The following is a 23,040-nucleotide window of genomic DNA, read 5'->3' on the forward strand; positions in this document are numbered from 1 at the left end:
CAGCGTGATCACGGCGGCGGAAGAGGCGAACTCCACGTATCCCGGTACCAGCCCCTGCCGGGGTAACTCGCGTGCCGCGAGTAGCCGGCGCCGCGCTGTGTGACCCCTAGGTCGAACGGCCAGTGGGCCCGGCTTGAGCCGTTGCTGTCGCAGGGCATCAAGATGGGCCGTCCGCAGGTGTGGACTCGGCGGCAGCTGATAGACGGCATACGGTGGCGGACCCGGACCGGCGCCCCGTGGCGGGACGTGCCAGAACGTTACGGCCCGTGGGACCGGGTCTATGACCTGTTCTGGCGCTGGCAGCGAGACGGGACCTGGGCACAAATGGTCACCCGGCTCCAGGCCGAGGCGGACGCGAAGGGCCTGATCACCTGGGAGGTGAACGTCGACTCGACGGTCTGCCGGGCGCATCAGCACGCCGCCGGGGCGGCACAAAGGGGGCTCCAGAAGGAGCCGCCCGGCGGGATCTTTGTCGAGCCGGCCGACCACGGGCTCGGACGGTCCCGCGGCGGCCTGACTAGCAAGATCCACCTCGTGGTCGAACAGGGCGGGATTCCTCGGATGGGCTTGGGCCAGCCACGCAAGCGACCGGACCGAGTGCGGGCCGACAAGGCATACGACTCCCGCAGGAACCGCGCCTACCTGCGCAGGCGTGGCATCAAGGCAACGATCCCGGTCCCTGCGGACCGCGTCCGCAACCGGCAGAACCTCGGCTTCCGCGGCGGTCGGCCTCCGCAGTTCGACAAGACCGACTACGCGCAGCGGCACGCGGTCGAATGCGGCATCAACCGGCTCAAACGCCACCACGCGGTCGCCACCAGATACGACAAACTCGCCGTCCGCTACGAAGCGACCGTACTAATCGCAGTGCTCAACGAGTGGCTGTGACTGAGGACTCCAGTCCTCGACTTCGTCAGCTCCGGGCCCCTCAACTCTCGCCGTCGGGACACCAGTGGCAAACAAGCCTCGAAGATGCTCAGCCAGCAGATCAGGTGCGACCGACGGGACAACGGGCAGCCAGGTGACGGCGTCGAGGGCAGGGTCACCCGCCGCATCGAGCGAGGCACAACCCCAGCCGCGACGTCCTCCTCTGGTCCCCCGGAGCACTACGATTCCGTGCACCCAGGGCCCATGAGCGAGTACTGGGTCGCCCTTCGTCCAGTAGAAGGCCGTCCCACCAGCCTAGGCCTCGAACGGCTCGTCGCTCCATCGGAACCAGGCCCTGTCCCCCTCGATGTGCAGCAGGAACTCGGCGACCGGGCCGTCCGGCGAGGACAGTGAGACGCGTCTTCGGATCTCGTCGTAGGCCGCCTCCCAGGCCTCCCAGACCTCGTCGTAGTCCCGCTCCAGCAAGGCCAGTTCACGGGCGAACAGGGCGCGTACCGCGTCGTACCCCGGACCGGGCGTGAAGCGGCCCGACAGCCACGGGAAGTCGGCCTCGTCGATCAGGATCTCCCCGACCGGCTCGTCGCTGCCGCGGACCTGCCAGACCCCACCGTCGAACCCCATGCCGCCTCCGTCGCCCGCTGTCGATCACACCGCCGACCAGCATGCCACCCGGCACTGACAGGCGGCCCGGACCGCAGAAGGCCCGGACCGCCCACCCTGTACTACTCCTGCTGCTCCTCGGTTCTACGCCTCGCTATGCCTGGGCCGCAGCTTGGAAGTTGATGCGCTCACTGACCACGGGGAAGCCCGCCTTGGCGAAGTTCGCGGCCATGGGGAAGTTGCCCTGGTCCGTCGCTCCGGTGACGACCTCCGCGCCCTGGTCGACGAGGAAGTGGGTGCACTCCGCGAGGAGGTCGTAGGCGTAGCCGCGGCCGCGCTGTTCCGGGACGACTCCGATGAAGCCGATCGTCGGGCCGGAGGGGTTGTGTGCCGGGATGTGGATGCCGGCGAGGTCGCCGTCCGGGGTGTGCGCGAGCTGCCACCACTCCCGCGGGGACGGGCACCAGTGGAAGAAGTCGAGCTCCTCCTGGGCGGCCCGGTCCAGGCCGCCCTCCTCGATGGCCCGCAGCGAATGGGCGTCCAGGGTGACGGAGTGGATGCGGCGCAGCGCGTCGAAGAAGACCGCGTCATCGGGTTCGGCGCTGAAGCGCAGGCGTCCGGGCCGCTCGGGCAGGCCGTGCTCCGGGGTCCAGCGGTACAGGAAGCGTTCCACCAGGAGTTCGTGGCCGGCCGCACGTGCGGCGCTGAAGCGGGTCTCGGCGGCGGCTTTCAGGTCGGGCTTGTCCCGCCAGCCGCCGGGCAGGTTGATCTCGAGTTCGACCTGCCAGGGGGCGGAGCGCAGGAGTTCGGCGCCGGCCGCCTCCTCGCCCTCGGCCACGTCGAACCAGTTGATGTTGATGGGCTCCGAGTCGTCGGGGCCGCCCCACCAGGCGCCGCGAGCGACGACCGTGCCGTCGCGCAGGGCAACTCGCTTCCACTCGGGGCGGAACCGGGTCCGCCGGTGCCCCTCACGGGCGCCCAGCGGGTCGGGGTGTGCGTCGAAGAGATGGGCGTCGCTCGCGGAGAGCGCGCGGATGACCAGATCGGTCACGGATTCCTCCGGGATAAGGGCTGCTTGGAGCGCTCCCGGTCAGATCTGACGCAACACGCCGGGGCAACGGAGAAGGGAGCGCTGGAAAGGTGTGAACCGCACGGCACTCGCCTCCTTCCGTCCGTCTCAGGGCGTGGAGCCACACAGTACGTGTTCTTCATCGGGCCCGTCCACGGGTTTTCCGCGGGCCTTGAGCGAGGCTCCGCCAAGCGTTGGAGAGCGCTCTCACGAGCCCGTGCGACTTAAGTGGGCCTTAGGAGAGGGTTAAGCGGCCGTGGGCATTCCGTGGTCTTTCAAGTCCCTGCAGTTGAGGGGAGTTTGGGCGCTCTGCAGACCCATTGGCCGATGCGGGGGTCGTGCGTAGCATCGAGGCCCACCGGCAGCGGCAGCGCCTGGTTCGAGAGCGCTCTCAGAATGACTCTGGGACTGACGGTGCACGTCGCCGCCGCGCCCAAGTACCCGCACAAGTACTCCGGGAGACCCCCCACATGACTTCCCGTCATCAGCGCCATCTCGGTCGACGCAGGCTTCTCCTCGCCCTCGGCGGCACGGCGGTGGCCGTCCCCGCCGCCGCCACCGTGGCCCCGTACGCCCTCGCGGGTACGCCCGCGGACGGCGTCGGGCCCACCGCGGCGGGCCCCCTGCCGCTGACGCTCGTCAATGACAGCGGCTCCTTCCGCAACGCGAACGTGCATGTCTACATCGTGGGCAACCAGGACGGCAGGCAGGTGCGCGTCAAGCCCGACGGCACCCTCGCGCCGATCGCGCTGTCGGACAACGGCGCCGACGGCTTCACCGACTACGCCATCAGCCTCGCCGGCAGCGGCGAGACCCGGCTGTCCCTGCCCTACATGTCCGGGCGGATCTATGTGTCGCTCGGCGAGAAGCTCAAGTTCAAGGCCGTCACGGACGGCAACGGAAATGCCGCGCTGCAGTACCCGGCGGGCTGGGTGGCGTCGGACCCCAACTACCCGGTGCTGCACGACTGTGCCGAGTTCACCTACAACGCCGCCGGCATGTTCTGCAACACCACCATGGTCGACATGTTCAGCGTCCCGATGAGCATTCGGCTGACCGGCGCCAAGGACCAGACGACGGGCAGACTGCGTGCCGGCGGGCGGGCGGCCGCGTTCGCCGCGGTGCGCCAGGTCGAGGAGTTCGCTCGGCTCGTCGTGGACGACACGCGCGTCATCGCCCCGGGGCACGGCCTGGACGCCGGGCTGTTCGCCAAGGACTACTTCGCCCCGTACATCGACGAGGTGTGGAGCACGTACACCGGGCGGGACCTCACCGTCACCACCAACGCGGGGACGTTCACGGGGCGGGTGCGCGGTGATCGGTTCACCTTCGACGGGCCCGCTCAGGTGTCCTTCGCCAAGCCGTCGACGCGGGACGTGCTGTTCTGCGACGGCAACCTCGCCGCCCCCAACGACGGCACGACCGGCCCCGTCGCCGCCGTGCTCGGTGCCGGGTTCAACCGCTCGACGCTGCTCAGCCACCCGGCCCAGCCGACGACCGACGCCGCCACCTTCTACCGGACCGGCCCGACCAACCACTACGCCAAGGCGATGCACACGGCCACCGAGGACGGCAAGGCGTACGGCTTCGCCTTCGACGACGTGGCCGACTTCGCCTCGTACGTCCAGGACACGGCGCCGACGGGGATCACGCTCACGCTCACGCCTTTCGAAGGCTGACGCGGCCCGCGAGGGTGCCCGGTCCTCGGGCACGGCCGGTTTCGCTGCGGGCGCGGAGAGGTACCGCGGGTGTCCAGGGGCCGACCGGTGCGCGGCGGGGTCCCGGCGCCTCCGGATGCAGGGTCCGCTCCGGCGTTGAATGGTGATAGCAGACCCGATGACCGCACCGGGCCCGAAGTAGTGATCCGGATCCGAGGAGCAGAGATGATGCCGACGAGCCAGCCCGAAGCGTCCGGGCCGTCCGAGGAGCGCACCACCCCGGACGACCTGCTCCACGCCCGCACCGGCACCGATGTGTCCCCCGAGGACATCGTGCTTGCCTCAGGCAAGGACCTCACCCCGCGCAACCTGGAATGGGCCAAGCGCAAGCTGGAGGCAGAGGGCCCCTCCGCCCTCGACAAGCTGCTGCCCTAGCCGGGACGGCCACGATCCGCACGGGACGGCCACGATCCGCACGGGTCGCCCCCGGGTGCGGGCCGGCACCCGGCGGCGGCCATGTGCGCCTGCCGTCCCACGCCCTGCCGGCCCACGCCGTGCCACGCCGTGCCGGCGTACTCACCCGGCCTCGCCCCCGTCCTCCTGCGGACACAGCACCGGCACCCGCTGCACGAGGTTGTTGGCGAAGCCCCCGCGGTTCCAGGGCTGGTCCAGTGGCTGGGTGTGGCCTCCGGCATCGGTGGCCCGTGCGCTCAGCACGTGGGCGCCCGGGGTCGCTGTCCAGCTGTGCCGCCAGCGACGCCACGCCCAGCGGTGACCGGTGTCCGCCTCCAGCTCGGCCTCCTGCCAGCTGCCGCCCGCGTCCGTGCTGACCTCGACGCGCGTCACCGGCCCACGCCCGGACCAGGCACGCCCCTCCAGGGTCACCGGGCCGGGCCGGACCACGCGGGAACGGGACATGAAGTCGGGGAAGCCCGGCGGGACGAGCAGGGCGCGGGGCGCGATGCGGGTGACGGGTTCGCCCTCGTCCTCGGGGTGCCGGCGCAACCGGTAGGCCACGGCCTGCTGGAACCCCGTGAACGGCTCGTCGGTGACGGTCACCTCGCGCAGCCACTTCACGTGCGCCATGCCGTACCAGCCGGGCACGACCAGCCGTAGCGGGCGGCCGTGCTGCGGGGGCAGCGGGGCCCCGTTCATGGCGTACGCCACCAGCACCTCCGGATCGCCGCCCGTGGCCACGTCCACGGGCAGGGCGCGCTGGTAGTCCTGCTCGACGCCGCGCTCCACGCCGTGGTCGGCGCCCGTGAAGACCACGTCGACCGCGTCCGCCTCGACCGCGCTCTCGGCGAGCAGCAGGCGCAGCGGTACGCCCGTCCACTCGGCGGTGCCGACCGCCTCGACCAGCCAGGGCTGACTCACCGGCCGCGGTGTCAGCAGGGCCCGGCCATTGCCCGCGCACTCCAGCGTGACCCGGGTGGTGGACTGCGGGAACGAACGCAGATCGGCCAGGTCCAGGCGCAGCGGGTGGCGGACGCGGCCGCCGAGGCTCAGGTGCCAGGGGGTGTCGTCGGGGACGTACGGGATGTCGTAGTGGGTCAGGACGTAGTGCAGGCCGGGCGGGGTGAGGTCGTAGCGCAGGGCTTCGAGCGGGAGGCCGTGGTTGCGGGTGGCGAGCGCGAGTTCGTCCCGGCCGATGCCCTCCTCGGGGGCGGCCAGCCTGGCCGGTGCGCTCACGTCGGCGAGTCGATGCCCCATATCCACATTGTCGCCCCATACCCGCCTGGCGGGGAGGTGGCGCAACTTCCGTTCCTCCCCTGACACTTCACACCGGCATTGGTTTCGGGCTCACCCTTTCGAAAGGGGCCTGCCGACTGTCAGACTCCTGAAGGTGCCCGACTTCGACATGCTCGTCATCGGATCCGGACCGGGTGGCCAGAAGGCCGCCATCGCCGCGGCCAAGCTGGGCCGCCGGGTCGCCGTCGTCGACCGCCCCGACATGGTCGGCGGCGTCTCCATCCACACCGGGACCATCCCCTCCAAGACCCTGCGCGAGGCGGTGCTCTACCTGACCGGTCTCACCCAGCGCGATCTGTACGGCCAGAGCTACCGGCTCAAGGAGGACATCACCGTCACCGACCTGACCGCCCGCACCCAGCACGTGGTCGGCCGCGAGGTGGACGTCATCCGCAGCCAGCTCTCCCGCAACCACGTCGCCCTGTACGCCGGGACCGGCCGCTTCGTCGACCCGCACACCGTGGCCCTGCGCGAGGTCACCGGCCACGAACGGCTGCTCAGCGCCGAGCACATCGTCATCGCCACCGGCACCCGGCCCGCGCGGCCCGGCAGTGTGGAGTTCGACGGGCGGACGATCATGGACTCGGACAACGTCCTGGCGCTGGAGCGGGTGCCGCGCTCCATGGTCATCGTCGGTGCCGGTGTCATCGGCATGGAGTACGCCTCGATGTTCGCCGCGCTCGGCAGCAAGGTCACCGTGGTGGAGAAGCGCGCGGGGATGCTCGACATGTGCGACGTCGAGGTGATCGAGTCGCTCAAGTACCACCTGCGGGACCTCGCCGTGACGTTCCGCTTCGGGGAGACCGTCGCCGCCGTGGAGCGGCATCCCCGTGGCACGCTGACCGTCCTGGAGAGCGGCAAGAAGATCCCCGCCGACGCGGTGATGTACTCGGCGGGCCGGCAGGGGCTCACCGACGAGCTGGACCTGGACAAGGCCGGCCTGAGCGCGGACCCGCGCGGGCGGATCACGGTCGACGAGCACTACCGCACCGAGGTGCCGCACATCTACGCCGTCGGCGACGTCATCGGCTTCCCGGCGCTGGCCGCGACCTCGATGGAGCAGGGGCGGGCGGCGGCGTACCACGCCTTCGGGGAGCCCGTCGGCCGGATGCACAACCTCCAGCCGATCGGCATCTACACCATCCCGGAGATCAGCTTCGTGGGCCGGACCGAGGACCAGCTCACCGAGGAGCAGGTGCCGTTCGAGGTGGGCGTCTCCCGCTACCGGGAGCTGGCCCGCGGGCAGATCATCGGCGACGCGCACGGCATGCTGAAGCTGCTGGTCTCCCCCGAGGACCGCACGCTGCTCGGGGTGCACTGCTTCGGTACGGGGGCGACGGAACTCATCCACATCGGGCAGTCGGTGATGGGATGCGGCGGCACCGTCGACTATCTGGTCAACGCGGTGTTCAACTACCCGACGCTGGCGGAGTCGTACAAGGTCGCCGCCCTGGACGCCACGAACCGGCTGCGCCAGATCGACCGGATCGGGGACTGAGCAGCCGGTTCCGCTTCGGGTGTGTCCTGAACCGCGTTTCCCGTTGTGCGCTCTCCAACCCCGGAAGATCCAGGCGCTCTTGAAGCCTCAATGAGTGGGGCTATCATCACTCGCACACACGGCGTGACCGTACGGCGACGCACCGACGTGCCGTATCCGCCACCCCTTTGTGCCGCCCCTGCCCCGAGGTCATCCCTCAGCGGTTCGTGGCGTTGTACCACCCCACCCCCCATACGCCGTCGGGGCCGGTTCGCCCGCGCGTCGTGCACAACGGAAAGCAGCGCATCCATGAGCAACAGCAGGGGCAGAGGGCTGCAGGCCAATGCCCTCGGTACGTTCGACACGGTGGTGATGGCGGTCGCGGGCAGCGCCCCGGCGTACTCGATCGCCGCGACCACGGCGGTCCTCGTCGGCGCGGTGGGGCTGGCCAGTCCGGCCGCGTTGCTGTACTGCGCGATACCGATGCTGGGCATCGCGCTGGCCTTCAGCTATCTCAGCCGGATCGACGTGAACGCGGGCGCCAGCTATTCGTGGGTCGGGCGTACGCTGCACCCCTTCCTGGGGTTCATCAGCGGCTGGGCGCTGGTGATCTCGGCGACCATCTTCATGGTGGCGGGTTCCCTGCCGGCCGGGTCGATGACGCTCGCCCTCTTCGACGGGGAACTCGCGGACGACACCGCGCTGTCGACGCTGGTCGGCGCCGGCTGGTTCCTGATCATGTTGTTCGTGGTGCTGGGCGGCGCCCGCCTCACCGTCCGGGCGCAGCTGGTGATGTCCGGTGTCGAGCTGGCGATACTGGCTCTGTTCGCCGTACTCGCCCTCTTCCACTCGGGAAGCGCCCGGGCGTTCGACTGGTCCTGGCTCGGCTTCGGGCACTTCGACGGGGTGACCGGATTCGCCTCGGGCGCGCTGATCGCCGCGTTCTACTACTGGGGCTGGGACGTCACCAGCAACCTCAGTGAGGAGACCCGCAACAGCCGCCGTACGACGGGCCTCGCGGGGCTCATCGGAGTCGGCATCGTGTTCCTGCTGTTCGAGGTGTTCACCATCGCGGTGAACGTCATCCTCTCCTCCAAGCAGATCCAGGAGAACGACGCCAACGTACTGGCCGTGCTCGGCGAGGAGGTGTGGCCGGGCTGGGGCGGCAAGTTGCTGATCGTGGCGGTGATGCTGTCCACCGTCGCCACCCTGGAGACCACGCTCATCCAGGTCACGCGCTCGCTGTTCGCGATGGGCCGGGACCGTACGATGCCGTCCGCGCTGGGCCGTGTGCACCGCCGGTGGAACACGCCGTGGGTGGCGATCGTCGTGGTCGGCGTCGTGGCGCTGGCGATGTTCGTCGCCGCCAACTCCCTGGGCACGGTGGGCGACATCCTCTCCGACGCCATCTCGGCCATCGGTCTGCAGATCGCCGTCTACTACGGGCTGACGGGCCTCGCGGTGGTCGTCGCCTACCGCAAGATGCTGCTGAAGTCGGTGGGCAACTTCGTGCTCGGCGGTGTGTGGCCGTTGTTCGGGGCCCTGTTCATGTTCTGGATCTTCGTCGAGTCGCTGGGCGAGCTGAGCACTTCCGCGCTCGCGATCGGCGTCGGCGGTCTCGCGGCCGGGCTGATCCCGATGCTCTGGTACTGGCGGCAGGGCAGCGACTACTACCGGCCGGCCAAGCTGGACGCCACGCGGACCATCGAGGCGGACTACGTGCCCGTCGGCCGTGGTGGCCCCGGCTCCTTTGCCCACGAGGGTCTTCCCACCGACTTCTGAGGGAGAACCCGATGGCGCGAGGCAGTTCCAAACGCGACCTCACTCCCGACTTCGACCCCGACTGCGGGGACGCGCCCCTGACCTGCGCCCGCCAGGACATCGTCATCGGCCGCTGGCAGGGGCTGCGGGAGCTGCTGCGGGTCACCGGCCCCGACTGGCTGGTGCGGGGCCACCGGATCCGGCTGCTCGCCCAGGCCTGTGCGGGCAGTTCGACGGCGGAGTCGTGGCTGGCGGCCGAGCCGCACAGCGCCGACGCCCTGGTGCTGCGGGCGGCGACGGAGACGGCCCGGGCGTTCAATCTGGCCATCGCCGCGGGCCGGGGCGTACCGATCGACCAGCAGCGCATCGACACCGCGGTGCTGTCCTGCCTCAGGGCCGCCGACGCCTACCCGGACGATCCGACGCCGTGGATCTCGCTGATCTCCGTCGCCCGGCTGTATCCGTCGGGTGTGCGGCGGCAGGAACTGGGGCGCTGGTGGGACGAGTTGCACCAGCGCGACCCGTACAGCGTGGAGGGCCACCTCCAGGTCCTGCACTACTACTCCTCGCGCTGGCACGGCACCCACGGCCAGATGTACGACTTCGCCCGGGACGCGGCCGGGGTCGCACCGCCCGGCTGCGCGCTGCCGGTGCTCGTGCAGTACGCCCGGGTCGAGGAGTTCCGCTACGCCCTGGACGCGGCCAAGGGACAGCATGCCTCCGTGGGGCTCGGACAGCACTGGAGTGACGACGGCGCCGTCAGTGACGTACGCCGGACCTGGGAGCGCTGGATCATGGGCCGCACGGACAACGGCGTGGCCCCCGGGGAGCTGCGCGACCTCAACTACCTGGCGCACGCGGCGTGTTACGCGGGGGTTCACGACATCGCCGCACCCCTGTTCCGGATGCTGGGGCGCCGGGCCACGCGGGCTCCGTGGGTGTACCTCGGCGATCCGGAGAAGCAGTTCGTGAGGTGGCGGGGGGAGATGGTGCCGCGCGGGTGACCGGGTTGCGGCAAGCCGGTTCGGCCCCTGTCCCAGGCGATCCGGCCTTGCCTCAGGCGATCCGGCCGGCCTTGCCTCAAGGCGATTCGGCGCGCGGTCCGGTCGTCCACCTCTCCTCGATCCGGCCGATCCGCCACACCAGGAGGGCGACGATCCAGGTCACGGCGAACAGGCCGACGACGACGAAGCCGGCCGCGTTGAGGTCGAGTCCGGTGATCCAGGTCCAGAACGGGCCGTGCAGGGCGAGGCGGTCGGCGAGGAGGGCGAGGAGCTCGACCGTGCCGATGAGCAGGGCGACCGCGACGGACAGGCCGGTGACGGTGAGGTTGTAGTAGACCTTGCGGACCGGCTGGGAGAACGCCCAGCCGTAGGCGAAGTTCATGAAGGTGCCGTCGATCGTGTCCAGGAGCGACATGCCGGCGGCGAAGAGGACGGGCAGGCAGACAATCGCGTACCAGGGCAGGCCGGAGGCGGCGCCCGAGCTCGCCAGGACGAGCAGGGCGACCTCGGTCGCGGTGTCGAAGCCGAGGCCGAAGAGCAGGCCTAGCGGGTACATGTGCCAGGACTTGGTGACCGACCTCGTGACCCGGCCGAGGAGCCGGTTCATGAAGCCGCGCTTGTTCAGCTGTTCTTCCAGGGCCGCCTCGTCGTAGCGGCCCGAGCGCATCCGGCGGAACACCTTCCAGATGCCGGCGAGGGCGACCAGGTTGATCGCCGCGATCAGATAGAGGAAGGCCCCGGAGACCGTCGTACCGATCAGGCCGGTGATGTCGTGGAGGCGGGAGCCGTCGTCGCGGACCGGTCCGGCCAGGGTCTTCACGCCGAGGGAGAGCAGGAGCGCCAGGGCCAGCACGACGCTGGAGTGGCCGAGCGAGAACCAGAAGCCGACCGACAGCGGCCGCTGCCCCTCTCCCATCAGCTTGCGGGTGGTGTTGTCGATCGCCGCGATGTGGTCGGCGTCGAAGGCGTGGCGCATGCCGAGCGTGTACGCGGTGACGCCGATGCCGATGCCGAACGACTGCCGGCCGACGCTGTAGTGCTCGGGCGCCACGACGGCGACGAGGGTGAACCAGCCGATGACGTGCAGGGCCAGCACGAACGCCGCCATTGCGCCGACCCTGCTCCACTCCTGCCGCGTCATGGCGGTACGGACACGCGGGACGGTTGCGCAGGGAGCAGTGCCGGGGACGACCGTCATCGGGCAGGAACTTTCTTCCGGGTGACCGGCCGCGCCTCGCAGCCTGCCGCCATCCTCATGCAGTTGCACATGACATGCAGTAAAGGAGGCGGAAGATCCTCACCATGGAAGCGGAAAGTCCAGGTGATCAGGGCGCGGCGTTCGGGCCGTCCGGACGGCCGCGGCGCTGCTGCACGATCTCGCGGCTCAGTTCCTCGGTCTCGGACTCCGGCAGCCGCTCGAAGCCGTCCTCGGTGATCACCGAAACGATGGGGAAGATCCGGCGGTTGATGTCCGGTCCGCCGGTCGCGGAGTCGTCGTCCGCCGCGTCGTACAGCGCCTGCAGCGCGGCCAGGGCCGCCTCGCGCCGGGACATCCCCGGACGGTACAGCTTCTTCAGAGCGCCGCGTGCGTACGGCGATCCGGAGCCCTCGGCGTGGAAGTCGTACTTCTCGTACGGTCCGCCGACCACCTCGAAGTCGAAGATGCGTCCTCGCGCGCCCTCGGGGGCCCCGAAGTCGTAGCCGACGAGGAGCGGGACGACGGCGAGGCCCTGCATGGCCTGGCCGAGGTTCTGGCGGATCATGCCGGCGAGGCGGGTCGCCTTCGCCTTGAGGGTCATCGGGATGCCCTCGATCTTCTCGAAGTGCTTCAACTCGACCTGGTAGAGCTTCACCATGTCCAGCGCGAGCCCGACGGTGCCGGCGAAGGCGACCGCGGTGTAGTCGTCCGCGGGGTGGACCTTCTCCAGGTCGCGCTGGGCGATGAGGTTGCCCATGGTGGCCCTGCGGTCGCCGGCGATCAGCACGCCGTCGCGGTAGGTGAGGGCCAGCACCGTGGTGCCGTGCGGGAAGCGGTCGGGTGCGGCGCGGACGCCGTCGGGGAAAGGGCGGCGCGTGGGCAGCAGGGACGGACGGTGGGCGGCCAGGAACTCGGTGAAGGACGAGGTCCCCGGAGTGAAGAACTCCTCCCCCAACCGCCCGTCGTGCTCAGTGCTCGCCATCGCGCTCCCCCTCCTCCGTGCGGACCGACAACCGGCCGGCAGTCGGCCGACAACCGGACTCCTACCTGAACCGGCCGCCCGGGAAACGCCCTTGGCGCTCACAGTGCCCTGCGCCGAACGAGCACCGCAAGCACCACCAGCCCCGGAACCAGCGGTAGCCACACCGTCAGCAGACGATATCCGAGCACCGCGGAGGCGGCCGCCGCGGCCGGGGCGCCGACGGCGGTGAGCGCGAGGGCGAGCACGGCGTCGAGGGAGCCGAGGCCGCCAGGTGTGGGCAGCAGGGCGGCCACGGCGCCGGCCGCGAGGTGGAGCAGCGCCACCCGGGCCGGCGGGAGGGGCAGGGCGACCGCCCGGGTGACGGCGATCAGCACGACGCAGTGCAGCGTCACGAAGGCCAGCGAGCCACCCCACAGGGCCGCCGCCCTCGCCGGTCGCGCATGGACGGCTGCGATGTACGCCCGTACGCCCGCCAGGGCCCGTCGGCACCGGGCTCGCAGCGGACCGGCCGACAGGGCGACCGCGGCAGCGGCAGCGGCTGTGGCCACAGCGCCTACGGTGATCAGGAGGCCCCCGCTGACGCGCGGGAGGTGCGGCACCCCGGGGCAGGCCGCGACGAGTACGGCGATCAGGGCGCCACGCACGATCGCGCCGGCCGTGCCCTTGACCGCGACCGCGGTGGCCGCGCCGGCGATCGGTATGCCGCAGCGTATGAGGAAGCGCAGGTTCACCGCGCCCGCGCCGAGGCCCGCGGGCAGCACGTGGCCTGCGGCACAGGCGGCGAACTGCCCCGCCACGAGCCGCCCGGGCGGCAGTCGGCGCAGCACCGCGCCCTGCTGGGCGAGCGCCGAGCACGGCCATGTCGCCAGGGTGGCCGTGGCGGCCACCAGCAGCCAGCCCTGGTCGGCGGCGGCGAGCCGGACCGCGCCGGTCTCCAGGAGCGGCCAGTGGCGGCGGGCCAGACAGGCGACGGCCACCAGGACCGCGAGCGTGAGGGCGGTGTGCCAGTAGGCATGTCTGCGTCGGGGCGCGGTGCGGACTTGCTCCGGGGTCACGCCGTCCCGCCCGCGCCCGGCGCCGGGGCGATGCGGACGTCCAGGCCGTCGAGGCGGTGGAGCTCCCAGTCACGGGCGTACCGGGGCGGTTTGCCGCCGGGTCTGGTGAGGGCGCCGACCGGGACACTGCGGGCGGTCCGCAGGATGTCGGCCTTGGTGGTGTTGGCGTTGTGGCCGCGGATCGCGCCGGAGGAGCAGCCCGTGTAGTAGCCGACGGGAATGGCCTCGTGCCCGGTGAGCAGGCAGGGCGGGCGTACGCCGAGCCGGTGGAGCTCGGCGGCGGAGCGGGCCCAGGCGTGGCGGCCGGCGGTCGTGCGGTCCACGGTGCGGTGCAGGACGGCGTACTGCACGGCCAGATGTCCGGCCAGGCCGAGCGAGATCACCGCGGCGACGGCCGGGCGCCACCGGCCGGACGGCGTGATGAGGAGGTGGAGCAGGGCGTCCGCGACGGGGATGGCGAGGAGTGCGTAGGCGGGCAGGAGGAAGCGGGGGGCCGCGTATCCGATGAGGAACAGGTAGGGGAAGGCGGCCGTCGCGGCGCAGACCAGCGGGAGAAGGGTGCGGGTGGTGCGGACGCCTCGGATCGCGATCGCCAGCCCGTAGACGGCGAGCACGGGGAGGACGAACCACCAGGCGAAGACGACCGGGTGGGGCAACTCGCCGTTGCAGGGCCGGCACAGGGTGCTGCCGACCAGGCTGCGCAGTTGGTCGTCGACGGCGAGGTTCCAGCCGAGGTCGCCCTGGATACGGGAGGCCTGGTTCAGCCGTTCGCGCAGGCCGCCGAAGCTGAGGTACGCCTCGATCACCCACTCGACGCCGCCGGACGCCAGGCCCGCCGCGAGGGCGGCGCCGAGTCGCCAGTGCTGCGCGACCAGCGCGAGGACGAGCAGCGGCAGCGTGATCCATACGGCGTCGGTGGGCCGCATCCACGCCATCAGCGCGGCACCGGCCAGGACGCCCCACAGGGCCCGTCGGTCGAGGCGGTGCAGGCGGTCCGCGCGGGCGCGCAGGTAGCAGCCGACGCACAGCAGGGCGGCGAGCGCGACCCAGAGGTTGGGCATGGCCTGCGGGCCGTAGAAGAGGGTCACCCACAGGGTGGCGAAGAGGGCGCCCGCGCCGGCCAGGACACGGGCCGGGAACAGGCCGCGCCAGGCGCGCAGGGCGAGATACAGGCCGAGTCCGGACAGGACGGCGAGAAAGACCCGCAGCAGCGTCGTGGACGACGACCAGGAGGCGATGGGCCACACCAGCAGCGGGACGCCACGCGCGCGTGGTGCGCTGAAGAAGGCCGCGGGTGTCTCGGGGCCGACCTGGCTGACGTAGACGACCTCGTCCCAGCCGAGGCCCATCGAGGGCCGCACGAGGAGGAGTTGGGCGAGGGTGAAGGCGCCGGCCACCGCCACGAGCAGGCCGTCACCGCCCGACCGCCACGACCTGTTGGCCACGAGCGCGTCGTCGCGCCACCCCGTGGTCACGAGCATGGGCTTCGTGCCGTGGGCCATCGTCCGCCCCTCCCCCTACGCGTCGTAGGGTTTCTGAGCCCCACAGCCAGGCGAGTTGGGCAGCGGGGAGCCGGGAAAGCACCAAAAACACGGACAAAGTAACCCGCAGGGGACAAGGGTGCAGTGCGATGTTGGGCCAGGCGCCTGACGCGGGCCGGCCGGTCTCGGTGGGGTGTTTGCCGGCGGGGCGTCAGTCGTGCGGACCGGGTGGCACACTCTGCTGTGTGGCCCTGACCTTCGACGATCTCCTCACGCGCGCCCGGTCCCTCCCCCGCGACGGCCGCCGTGCCGTCCTCGGCATCGCGGGCAGCCCCGGTGCGGGCAAGTCGACGCTCGCCGAGCGCCTGGTGCGGGAGCTGAACGGTGCCGGGGAGCCCTGGGTCGCGCATGTGCCGATGGACGGCTTCCACCTCGCCGACGTGGAGCTGGACCGCCTCGGGCGCCGGGACCGCAAGGGGGCGCCCGACACGTTCGACGCGGCGGGGTACGCGGCGCTGCTGCGGCGCCTGCACGAGGAGGCCGGCGGCGGCACCGTGTACGCGCCCGGCTTCGAGCGGGTCCTGGAGCAGCCGATCGCGGGAGCCGTTCCGGTGGAGCCGACGGCCCGGCTGGTGGTGACCGAGGGCAACTATCTGCTGCTGGACACGGGGGCGTGGGCGCGAGTGCGGCCGCAGCTGGACGAGGTGTGGTTCTGCGAGCTCGACGAACCGGAGCGGATCCGGCGGCTGGTCGCCCGGCACGAGGAGTTCGGCAAGCCGCACGAGCAGGCGGTCGCGTGGGTGCTGGGCTCGGACCAGCACAACGCGGAGCTGGTCGCCGCGACCCGGCACAGGGCCGACCTGGTCGTGCCGTGCACGGCGTTCCCCCTCCCCCAGGAGCCGTCGGCCGCCCGCGCGAGGGCCTGACCGCGGGTGGGGCTGGGCAGCCTGCCCGCCGCAGACGGTGCCGGTCCTGGCCGCCCGCCGGGCCGCCGTCGAGCCGCTGTTGGGAGGGCTGCGTGCGGCGTACGACGTCCATGGCGCGCGTCCGGGCGGACGGATCGAGGACTTCGACGGCTTCGCCGTCGGGGGCGCCGGTTACGAGGCCGTCAGGGTCAGCTCCGGTTCTCCGTGGGCGTCGCCCGTCGCCTCGCCGATCACGGCGGTGAACGCCTCGGTGCGGACCGTCAGGCCTGAAGCGTCGTGCGCGAAGGTGGGCGCGAACGGACCCGTCGGTCCGTAGCGTACGGCGAAGACGTGCAGGCCCTCCGGAGCGCCGGGAGCCGGTCCGGCCTCCAGGGCGGTCGAGCTGACCAGGTGGCTCCAGCCCTCGTCGGGGTTGCCGTAGCCGCGGGGGTCGGCCGCCAGGGCGAAGGCCGCCTGTTCCTGGGTCAGGTCCGCGCGGGCGTCGAAGTGCTCCACGCCGTCGGATTTCGGGTGCGTCAGACGGAGTTCACCGGCCGAGGTGACCTCGCCGTCCGCGACCCTGCGTACGCGGTCGCCGTCGTCGGTGGCGTACGGCAGTCCGGCGAGCAGGTACGGCGTTCCGGGGAGCCGTTCCACCGCGACGGTCGCCCACAGGCTGGTGCCGTCGGTGACGTACAGGGAGCGGACGTGGCGCAGGACGTGGTCGCGGCCGACGACCGGCTTGGTGACCAGCTTCGCCGTCAGGCCATCGGCGTCGATGTCGCGGACGCGGACCTCGCCCATCGGGCGGCAGAACAGGAAGCCGTCCGTCACCGGGCCGAAGCCGTGCTGCCGGTTCACCGCCGCCGCCAGGTAGTAGGTGCCCGCGGCCTCGACCAGTGACGGGGTCATACGGTCGTCGAAGGCCACCGAGACCGTGCCCGCGCGCAGTTGGTGGCGGGCGGGAGTGGTGGACGGCGTGCGGTGCCAGGGGGTGGTGTCCTGGATCTGCCAGACAAGCATCCACGCGAAGTGACCGTCGACTCCGCCGTCCGCCTTGACCGCGTGCAGGCCCCAGCGGCTGTCGCCCCGGTAGCGGCCGAGGTCGGAGCCGATCCGGGTGCCGAAGTAGCGCAGTCCCAGGACCGATTCGAAGGCGGAGTGCTGCTCGCTGTAGCGCGGGCCGCCGTTGTCGAAGCCGCCGTTCGTCAGGCGGGCGTCGATGTAGCGGGCGAGCGCGTCGCCGTCCTCGGCGAAGATGTCCTCGCCGCTGATCCGGTGGGCCTGGGCGAGGAAGGACAGGGAGATCGGGCCGTAGTTGTTGTCGTAGGCGCCGCCGTGCTCGGGAGGCAGCAGTGCGCCACGGTCCGCGACGCGGTGGGCGCGGATCTGGTCGACGTACAGGGCGATCGCGCGCGAACGCACCGGCTCGCCCTGCTCCGGCGGGAGATGGCGGGCCAGCATCAGTCCGCCCACGACGCAGCCGATGGCCTGGTTGCCGGCCTCCTGCGGGTTGAAGAAGGTCGCCTCGGTCAGCCAGCGCCAGTAGCCGTGCGCCACCGCGACGAGTGCGGCGCGCTGCTCGTCCTCGACGAGACCCTCCGCCAGGTCCAGCACGTTGACCGCCTGGAGCAGCGCCCACACCGTGCTCGGCCAGTCACCGATGGGATGGGCGCCGGAGGCGAGGGTGTAACGGGCGTACGGCAGACCGGAGTTGCGTGACTTCAGGTTCGGGTAGCCGGGGTTGTCGTCGGTGTACACCCGCTCGCGCAGATGGAAGGCGAGGCTGCGGCGCACCGCCTCCGGCAGGCGCGGGTCCTTGCCGCGCTGCCAGGCGAGGGCGAGGAGTGAGGTGATACCGAGCGAGGTGTCGCCGATGTCGTTTACGCAGTCCGGGTGCTCCAGGTTGCCCTCCGGCGTAAGCCGGGCCAGGGCCTGTTCGGCGACGTCGGCGAGGACTGCGTCGTACGCCTCCGGGGTGTCGGGGAGGTCGTGCAGGGCGCCGAGCTGGCGAGGGAGATGCACGGGGGTCAGCCCTTCATGCCTGAGGTGGCCATGGTGTGGGTCATCGGAGTCACCCGACAGGTGCGGGCCGGCGGGCGTGCAGTGCGACGGTCAGTGTGTGCGGGCCGAGTCCACCGATGTAGACGCGGTTCCCGGTCGTCGCATCGGTGCCGCCCACCACGGTGTAGTCCTGACCCGGGTCGTACCGCAGTACGTCGCTCCGGTCCGGCCCGGCAAGCGGTTCGCCCGCCTCGACGTCGGACTCGATCAGGATCTCGTCGTCGCCGACCCGGTAGGTCATCGACCCGGTCGTCAGGCACCAGCGTCCGTGGCCGATCGGTACGGCGCCCTCCGGTACGCCGCCCGGCCGGAAGGTCAGTTCGAGTGCCCAGGGCACCCGTGGTCCGCTGATGTCGATCCGCAGGTCGGCGCCGTCCTCCCGCAGGTCCACGTCGACGCGGGTCGTGTGGGAGACCTCGTCCCGAGGCCGGTCCGGGAAGGCCATCGAGGCCGAGAAGCGTCCGTCGTCCACCAGCCGGTAGACGCCGTCGTCCCGCCGCTCGTCCTTCGGGAGCGGCTGGTAGTAGGCGGCCGTGAGGGTTTCGGTGAGCCGGTACCGGTTGGGGGCGAGCTGTTCCATGTCGGCGGCGCGGAACGGGCCCAGGTCGAAGAACCCCCGCGTCAGACGGACCGCGTCGAGGACGGCGTCGCCGGCGAACAGTCGCAGGAAGGTGGGGTTGCAGGCGAGGCCCGAGCGGATGCGCCGGTGCTCGGGCACGTCGGAGCCGCCGTACACCACCGTGTGCGCGGTGGCCGAGGCGCGTGCGGCAAGGCGTGCGGTGGTGATGTACCGGTCGCGCGCAAGGGTCTGCGCAGTCGGGGCCGGCAGGGCGCGGCACAGGTCCGGGGTGAGGAGGGTCTCGGCGAGCAGGTCGGGGTCGTCGATACCGCCGGCGGCCGCCAGCCGCGCCACCCGGGCGAAGTCGCCCCGGCCGGTGCGGATCGCGAGCAGCCGGTAGTGCGGCAGGTAGGGCGCCAGTGGGAACGGGTGCTTCTGGTCCTGTCGTCGCGAGTGGACCGTCTCCACCGTGCCGTCCGGCCTGATCAGGTCCAGGGTCGTGGCGAGATTGCGTTCGACGGCGTACAGCAGGTCGGCGCGGCCGAGCACCTCGGCCAGGAGCAGCAGCGACGGGTTGGACACATGGGCCGCGTAGTTGGCGCTCCGTTCCGAGTACAGGCCGTCCGCGTCGATGTCGACGCCCTCGGCGAGCCACTCCTCGACACGGTCGAGCAGCCGGTCGTCCGGGAACGACCGGTGCAGTCGGGCCAGCGCCGCGCACAGCTCCCAGCGGTGGTTCGGGGTGTGCACCCCACCGGTGAGGACACTGCCGGTGGCGGCGTCGGCGATCTCGGCGAGCGCGGCCGTGACGTCGTGCAGTTCCGGCCCCGCGCCTGCGGCGAGGACGTGCGCGTCGCACACGTCGTTGACGGTGAACGCGGAGTCCGGCGGTGACTGCACGTTGTCGCCGCCGGCGAAGAGGCCGGTGGCGGTCTGCGCGGCCCGCAGGGCGCGGAGGTGGGTCATCGCGGCGGCGACGGCCTGCCTGTTGCCGTGCAGTGCCGAGTCCGGGGAACGGTACGCCGCGACCAGAGTCTTCACCCGGCGCGCCAGCGCGCGGTGGGTCACCCCGGCGAGCTCCTCGTCGGGGCCGGCCGCCAGCGGGGCGGCCAGCCGGTCGGCGGCGCGGGCCACCGCGCGGACGAACTCGTGGTCGAGCGGGGTGGGCAAGGTCAGTCCTTCAGTCCGGCATTGATGTCGGCGTTCATGACGTAACGCTGGAACACCAGGAAGACGACGATCAGCGGCACCATGGAGATGACCGATCCCCCGAGCAGCACCGACCAGTTGATGTTCTGCGCCCCGACGAGGCTCTGGATGCCGATCTGCACGGTGAACTTCTCGGGGTCGTTGAGCATCAGCAGCGGCCAGATGTAGTCGTTCCACCGCCACTGGAACGACAGGATGGCGAGCGTCAGCATGATGGGCCGGGAGATCGGCACCATGATCCTCAGGAAGATCGACAGCTCACGCGCGCCGTCGATGCGGGCGGCCTCGATGAGCTCGTCGGGGACCGTCAGGAAGAACTGGCGGAACATGAAGCATCCGGTCGCGGTGAGCACGGCCGGGAGGATGATGCCGGCGAGCGAGTTGTAGAGACCGAGGTCGCGGACCACCAGGAACTGCGGGGCGAGCATGACCTCGGACGGCAGCATCGTGGTGGCCAGGATGCCGACGAAGAAGACCTTGAGCCACTTGTTGTCGTACTTGGCCAGCGCGTAGCCCGTGCAGCAGCTGACTCCCACCGTGAGGATCGTCGCGATCACACACACGATGGTGGTGTTGATGAAGTACTGGGAGAAGTTGGCGCTGTCCCACGCCGCCTCGTAACCCGACACGGTGGGGTTGTGCGGGAACAGCGTCAGCGGAAGGGAGAACAGGTCTCCCGCCGGTTTGAAGGAGCTGAGGACGAACCACAGCACCGGCACCCCGTAGAGGGCCGCCAGGACCCACAGCAGTGTCGTCGCGGGAATCGCGCGCCGAAGCCCACCACTGGCCGCGCCGCTGGGCCGCTTCTTGCGGACAGCCCGTCCGGGCCCGGCGTCGACCTTGCGTGGCATGTCTGTGGTTGTCATCGGTTCTCCACCCGCCGGTTGACCATCATCTGGATGATCGCGACGACCATCAGGATGAGCATGAGCACGAACGACGCGGCGCTCGCGTAGCCGATCTGGCCCGATTTGAAGCCGGTTTGGTAGATGTACTGGACCAGCAGGTTGTTCGACGTTCCGGGTCCGCCGTTGTTGAGGGAGGCGAACAGCGGGTACTCCTTCATCCCGTGGATGGTGTTGAGCAGGATGACGATGAAGGAAGTGGGCGCGATACTCGGCAGTGTGATGCTGAAGAACTGGCGCCACGGACCGGCGCCGTCGAGCGCGGCCGCCTCGTAGTACGACGTCGGTACGTTCTTGATCGCCGCGATGAACAGCAGCATCGAGAAGCCCGTCCAGGCCCAGGATGCCGCCACCACCACGACCAGCAGCGACAGGTCCGCGTTCGACTGCCACGGAACGGCGCTTCCGCCGACCTTCTCGATGAGGTAGTTGACCAGTCCGAAGTTCTCACCGAACAGCCACCGCCACAGGACACCCACGACGATGGGCGACAGCAGCCACGGGATGAAGAAGAAGATGCGGGCGACCGACACGCCCTTGGCGTGCTTGCTCACCAGCACGTTGGCGATGAGCAGCGAGAACACGAAGTTCAGCGGTACGAAGAGCACGGTGTACAGCAGCGTGCGGGTCATCGCGTCGTAGAAGGCGGAGTCCCCGAACAGGTTGCTGTAGTTGTCCAGTCCGACGAACTGGAACGCGCCCACGCCCGTGTAGTTCGTGAAGGAGTAGACGAGCCCGATCACCGCCGGCCAGAGGAAGAACAGCGCGAAGAGCACGACGTTGGCCGCGATGAGGACGAGCGGCGCAAGGGTGTACTTACTGCGTCTCCTGGGCGGGCTCGCGGACACGTCCGAGGCGCGTTTTGTCATCTTCCTGACTCCGTGCTGGTGGAATGGATTCCTGTGGGCTCAGGCCATGAGCCCGGCATCACGTGGGGTCCACAGGCCCGGGCGGCGGTGTCTCGACCCCGCCGCCCGGGCCTGTCGGCCTACGCTCAGCCGCCGACCTGCTGGTTGTAGCCGTCCACGATGTTCTGCAGGGCCTTGTCGGCCGACTGCTGGCCGTTGACCGCCTTGCCGAGCTCCGTCTTGGTCGGGTCCTCTGTGAGGCTCTTGCCCTTCAGCACCCAGTTCGTCTGCGCGCCGTTGAAGTAGCCGGAGATCGGGTCGTAGAGCGGGATCGACTCGTTGTACAGCTTGAACGCCGCCTGCGCCGCCTCGGACTTGAAGGGGTACTTCGGGTTCAGACCGCTCTCGACCGGCAGGAACCCGGACGCCTCACACAGCGCCTGGTAGTGGGCCGGCTCGTACAGCCAGGACAGGAACTTCTTCGCGGCGGCGGCCGCGTCGGCGTTGTTGTTGAAGCCCACCGTCATGCCGCCGCTGTTGACGTCGCTGGCCTGCACCGGCTGGGCGGGAGTCGGGACGCTCGCCCACTCGAACTTCTTGATGCTCTCCGCGAAGGCGGGAACCTGCCACACGCCGGACCAGTAGGCGACCACGTCACCGCTCTGGAACATGGCCGACGGGTCGGCGCCGCTGGTCCACACCGACTTCGGCATGGTCTTGTCGTCGTTCAGTCCGACGAAGTACTTCACGGCCTTCTTGGTCGCCGAGTCCACCGAGAACTTGCCGGAGTCGTCCGCGTGGACGTACTTCCCGCCCATCTCGTACACCATGGCGCGCAGCCGGGACGGCGACTGGTCGAACGTCAGGGAGTACTTGGCGTCGGTCTTCTCCCGGACCTTGTTGGCCGCCTCGATGAACTCGGTCCAGGTCCAGGTCTTCTGGGGCGAGGCCGGGTAGGAGACGCCGGCCTTCTCGAAGAGCGACTTGTTGATGAACATGCCGGAGGCGGTGACGTCCGAGGGGATGGACAGCACCTTCCCGGACGAGTCCTTGGCGACGAAGTTGCCGTTGATCTTGTTGGTCTTGTTGTCGGCGATGTCCTTGAGGTCGATCAGCTTGTTCGACCAGATCGGGTCCAGCGCCGGCACGGCCGCCACGTCGGGCAGGGAGTTCGCCTGCGCGGCGTTGTGCAGCTTCGTCGTGTAGCCGTCGTAGGGGATGTTGACGAGCTTGACCTTGACGCCGGTTTCCTTCTCGTACTGCGCCACCATCTTCTTCCAGCCCGCGTCCTGCCCCGGAACCGTGGAGATCCAGAACGTCAGCGACTTGGAGGTTCCGCCCGAGTCGGATCCCCCGCCGCAGGCGGAGAGCAGCAGGGCACCTGCCGTGGCCACGGCAGCGAGGGGAACCAGGCGGCCTATGGCGCCGCGGCCGAGTCGGCGGGAGCGCCGCACACCCACAGTGGTCATCTTCGATCCCTTTTCGTGGTAGGGGACGGAGCACGGCGCCGACCAAGGCGGCACGGGTGCATTTTGCAGGAAAATTCGCTTTCCGGGGGCGCGGCCTCGCCCGGCCGCGTCGTCCACGCGGGGCGAGATCCCCGGCCGTCCTGGCCGTCACCGCAC

General features: G+C 70.6%; 19 protein-coding genes. 7 read left to right on the forward strand and 12 right to left on the reverse strand.

All coding sequences use genetic code 11. The features are described from left to right. Positions 1-99 precede the first annotated feature (99 nt). Positions 100-888: an IS5 family transposase gene (locus PBV52_RS00790; RefSeq protein WP_274236294.1), complete on the forward strand. Its 789-nt coding sequence runs from the start codon at positions 100-102 to the stop codon at positions 886-888. A 294-nt stretch (positions 889-1,182) separates the two neighbouring features. Here the strand turns inward: PBV52_RS00790 and PBV52_RS00795 are convergent, their stop codons facing one another. Continuing rightward, entirely contained in the window at positions 1,183-1,509 is a 327-nt protein-coding gene (locus PBV52_RS00795) for a hypothetical protein (protein ID WP_274236295.1), read from the reverse strand. A gap of 133 nt (positions 1,510-1,642) precedes the next feature. Next, a complete protein-coding gene (locus PBV52_RS00800; RefSeq protein ID WP_274236296.1) occupies positions 1,643-2,539 on the reverse strand; it encodes a GNAT family N-acetyltransferase in 897 nt (298 codons plus the stop codon). A 488-nt stretch (positions 2,540-3,027) separates the two neighbouring features. On the opposite strand from PBV52_RS00800, the gene PBV52_RS00805 reads away from it, so the two are divergent. Further along, the gene (locus PBV52_RS00805; protein WP_274236297.1) at positions 3,028-4,236 is read left to right on the forward strand and encodes a beta-1,3-glucanase family protein; all 1,209 of its coding nucleotides are present in this window, start codon (positions 3,028-3,030) and stop codon (positions 4,234-4,236) included. Between the two features lie 207 nt (positions 4,237-4,443). After that, positions 4,444-4,650 (forward strand): hypothetical protein, encoded by a 207-nt coding sequence (locus tag PBV52_RS00810; protein WP_128436560.1) that lies wholly within the window; start codon positions 4,444-4,446, stop codon positions 4,648-4,650. Between the two features lie 141 nt (positions 4,651-4,791). On the opposite strand, the gene PBV52_RS00815 is transcribed toward PBV52_RS00810, so the two are convergent. Continuing rightward, complete coding sequence (locus PBV52_RS00815; RefSeq protein ID WP_274236298.1) at positions 4,792-5,928, reverse strand: sulfite oxidase; 1,137 nt, start codon at positions 5,926-5,928, stop codon at positions 4,792-4,794. Between the two features lie 133 nt (positions 5,929-6,061). Here PBV52_RS00815 and sthA point away from each other — a divergent pair, with 133 nt between their 5' ends. The 3 genes from sthA (at position 6,062) to PBV52_RS00830 (ending at position 10,209) form a co-directional block, all read left to right on the forward strand. Beyond that, entirely contained in the window at positions 6,062-7,465 is a 1,404-nt protein-coding gene (sthA, locus tag PBV52_RS00820) for a Si-specific NAD(P)(+) transhydrogenase (protein ID WP_274236299.1), read from the forward strand. Positions 7,466-7,753: 288 nt separating this feature from the next. Then, a complete protein-coding gene (locus PBV52_RS00825; RefSeq protein ID WP_274236300.1) occupies positions 7,754-9,226 on the forward strand; it encodes an APC family permease in 1,473 nt (490 codons plus the stop codon). An 11-nt stretch (positions 9,227-9,237) separates the two neighbouring features. After that, entirely contained in the window at positions 9,238-10,209 is a 972-nt protein-coding gene (locus tag PBV52_RS00830) for a hypothetical protein (RefSeq protein WP_274236301.1), read from the forward strand. A gap of 76 nt (positions 10,210-10,285) precedes the next feature. On the opposite strand, the gene PBV52_RS00835 is transcribed toward PBV52_RS00830, so the two are convergent. The 4 genes from PBV52_RS00835 to PBV52_RS00850 form a co-directional block, all read right to left on the reverse strand. Further along, on the reverse strand, positions 10,286-11,407 hold the full coding sequence (locus PBV52_RS00835; protein WP_274236302.1) for a HoxN/HupN/NixA family nickel/cobalt transporter: 1,122 nt from the start codon (positions 11,405-11,407) through the stop codon (positions 10,286-10,288). Between the two features lie 127 nt (positions 11,408-11,534). Then, a complete protein-coding gene (gene prcB / locus PBV52_RS00840) occupies positions 11,535-12,389 on the reverse strand; it encodes a proteasome subunit beta (protein ID WP_274236303.1) in 855 nt (284 codons plus the stop codon). Between the two features lie 98 nt (positions 12,390-12,487). Continuing rightward, complete coding sequence (locus tag PBV52_RS00845; protein WP_274236304.1) at positions 12,488-13,444, reverse strand: lysylphosphatidylglycerol synthase domain-containing protein; 957 nt, start codon at positions 13,442-13,444, stop codon at positions 12,488-12,490. Then, entirely contained in the window at positions 13,441-14,946 is a 1,506-nt protein-coding gene (locus PBV52_RS00850) for a hypothetical protein (protein ID WP_274236305.1), read from the reverse strand. The genes PBV52_RS00845 and PBV52_RS00850 overlap by 4 nt, the downstream gene beginning before the upstream one ends. Before the next feature lie 224 nt (positions 14,947-15,170). On the opposite strand from PBV52_RS00850, the gene PBV52_RS00855 reads away from it, so the two are divergent. Continuing rightward, entirely contained in the window at positions 15,171-15,851 is a 681-nt protein-coding gene (locus PBV52_RS00855) for a nucleoside/nucleotide kinase family protein (RefSeq protein WP_274236306.1), read from the forward strand. A gap of 171 nt (positions 15,852-16,022) precedes the next feature. Here PBV52_RS00855 and PBV52_RS00860 read toward each other — a convergent pair whose 3' ends face one another. From PBV52_RS00860 to PBV52_RS00880, 5 genes are all read right to left on the reverse strand, one after another. Then, a complete protein-coding gene (locus PBV52_RS00860) occupies positions 16,023-17,855 on the reverse strand; it encodes a hypothetical protein (protein ID WP_274236307.1) in 1,833 nt (610 codons plus the stop codon). 49 nt (positions 17,856-17,904) lie between these two features. Next, complete coding sequence (locus PBV52_RS00865; RefSeq protein ID WP_274236308.1) at positions 17,905-19,623, reverse strand: hypothetical protein; 1,719 nt, start codon at positions 19,621-19,623, stop codon at positions 17,905-17,907. 2 nt (positions 19,624-19,625) lie between these two features. After that, a complete protein-coding gene (locus PBV52_RS00870; protein WP_274236309.1) occupies positions 19,626-20,528 on the reverse strand; it encodes a carbohydrate ABC transporter permease in 903 nt (300 codons plus the stop codon). Next, positions 20,525-21,436 (reverse strand): carbohydrate ABC transporter permease, encoded by a 912-nt coding sequence (locus PBV52_RS00875; protein WP_274236310.1) that lies wholly within the window; start codon positions 21,434-21,436, stop codon positions 20,525-20,527. The genes PBV52_RS00870 and PBV52_RS00875 overlap by 4 nt, the downstream gene beginning before the upstream one ends. A gap of 125 nt (positions 21,437-21,561) precedes the next feature. Next, positions 21,562-22,884: a sugar ABC transporter substrate-binding protein gene (locus tag PBV52_RS00880; RefSeq protein ID WP_274236311.1), complete on the reverse strand. Its 1,323-nt coding sequence runs from the start codon at positions 22,882-22,884 to the stop codon at positions 21,562-21,564. Positions 22,885-23,040: the final 156 nt, after the last annotated feature.

This window comes from Streptomyces sp. T12 (assembly GCF_028736035.1).
Classification (GTDB): domain Bacteria; phylum Actinomycetota; class Actinomycetes; order Streptomycetales; family Streptomycetaceae; genus Streptomyces.

Bases quoted from the DNA above. Each gene is read 5' to 3' on its own strand.
- PBV52_RS00795 (WP_274236295.1), bottom strand. From the start codon at position 1,509: ATGGGGTTCGACGGTGGGGTCTGGCAGGTCCGCGGCAGCGACGAGCCG.
- PBV52_RS00805 (WP_274236297.1), top strand. From the start codon at position 3,028: ATGACTTCCCGTCATCAGCGCCATCTCGGTCGACGCAGGCTTCTCCTC.
- PBV52_RS00810 (WP_128436560.1), top strand. From the start codon at position 4,444: ATGCCGACGAGCCAGCCCGAAGCGTCCGGGCCGTCCGAGGAGCGCACC.
- PBV52_RS00815 (WP_274236298.1), bottom strand. From the start codon at position 5,928: ATGGGGCATCGACTCGCCGACGTGAGCGCACCGGCCAGGCTGGCCGCC.
- PBV52_RS00825 (WP_274236300.1), top strand. From the start codon at position 7,754: ATGAGCAACAGCAGGGGCAGAGGGCTGCAGGCCAATGCCCTCGGTACG.
- PBV52_RS00830 (WP_274236301.1), top strand. From the start codon at position 9,238: ATGGCGCGAGGCAGTTCCAAACGCGACCTCACTCCCGACTTCGACCCC.
- PBV52_RS00835 (WP_274236302.1), bottom strand. From the start codon at position 11,407: ATGACGGTCGTCCCCGGCACTGCTCCCTGCGCAACCGTCCCGCGTGTC.
- prcB (WP_274236303.1), bottom strand. From the start codon at position 12,389: ATGGCGAGCACTGAGCACGACGGGCGGTTGGGGGAGGAGTTCTTCACT.
- PBV52_RS00850 (WP_274236305.1), bottom strand. From the start codon at position 14,946: ATGGCCCACGGCACGAAGCCCATGCTCGTGACCACGGGGTGGCGCGAC.
- PBV52_RS00870 (WP_274236309.1), bottom strand. From the start codon at position 20,528: ATGACAACCACAGACATGCCACGCAAGGTCGACGCCGGGCCCGGACGG.
- PBV52_RS00875 (WP_274236310.1), bottom strand. From the start codon at position 21,436: ATGACAAAACGCGCCTCGGACGTGTCCGCGAGCCCGCCCAGGAGACGC.
- PBV52_RS00880 (WP_274236311.1), bottom strand. From the start codon at position 22,884: ATGACCACTGTGGGTGTGCGGCGCTCCCGCCGACTCGGCCGCGGCGCC.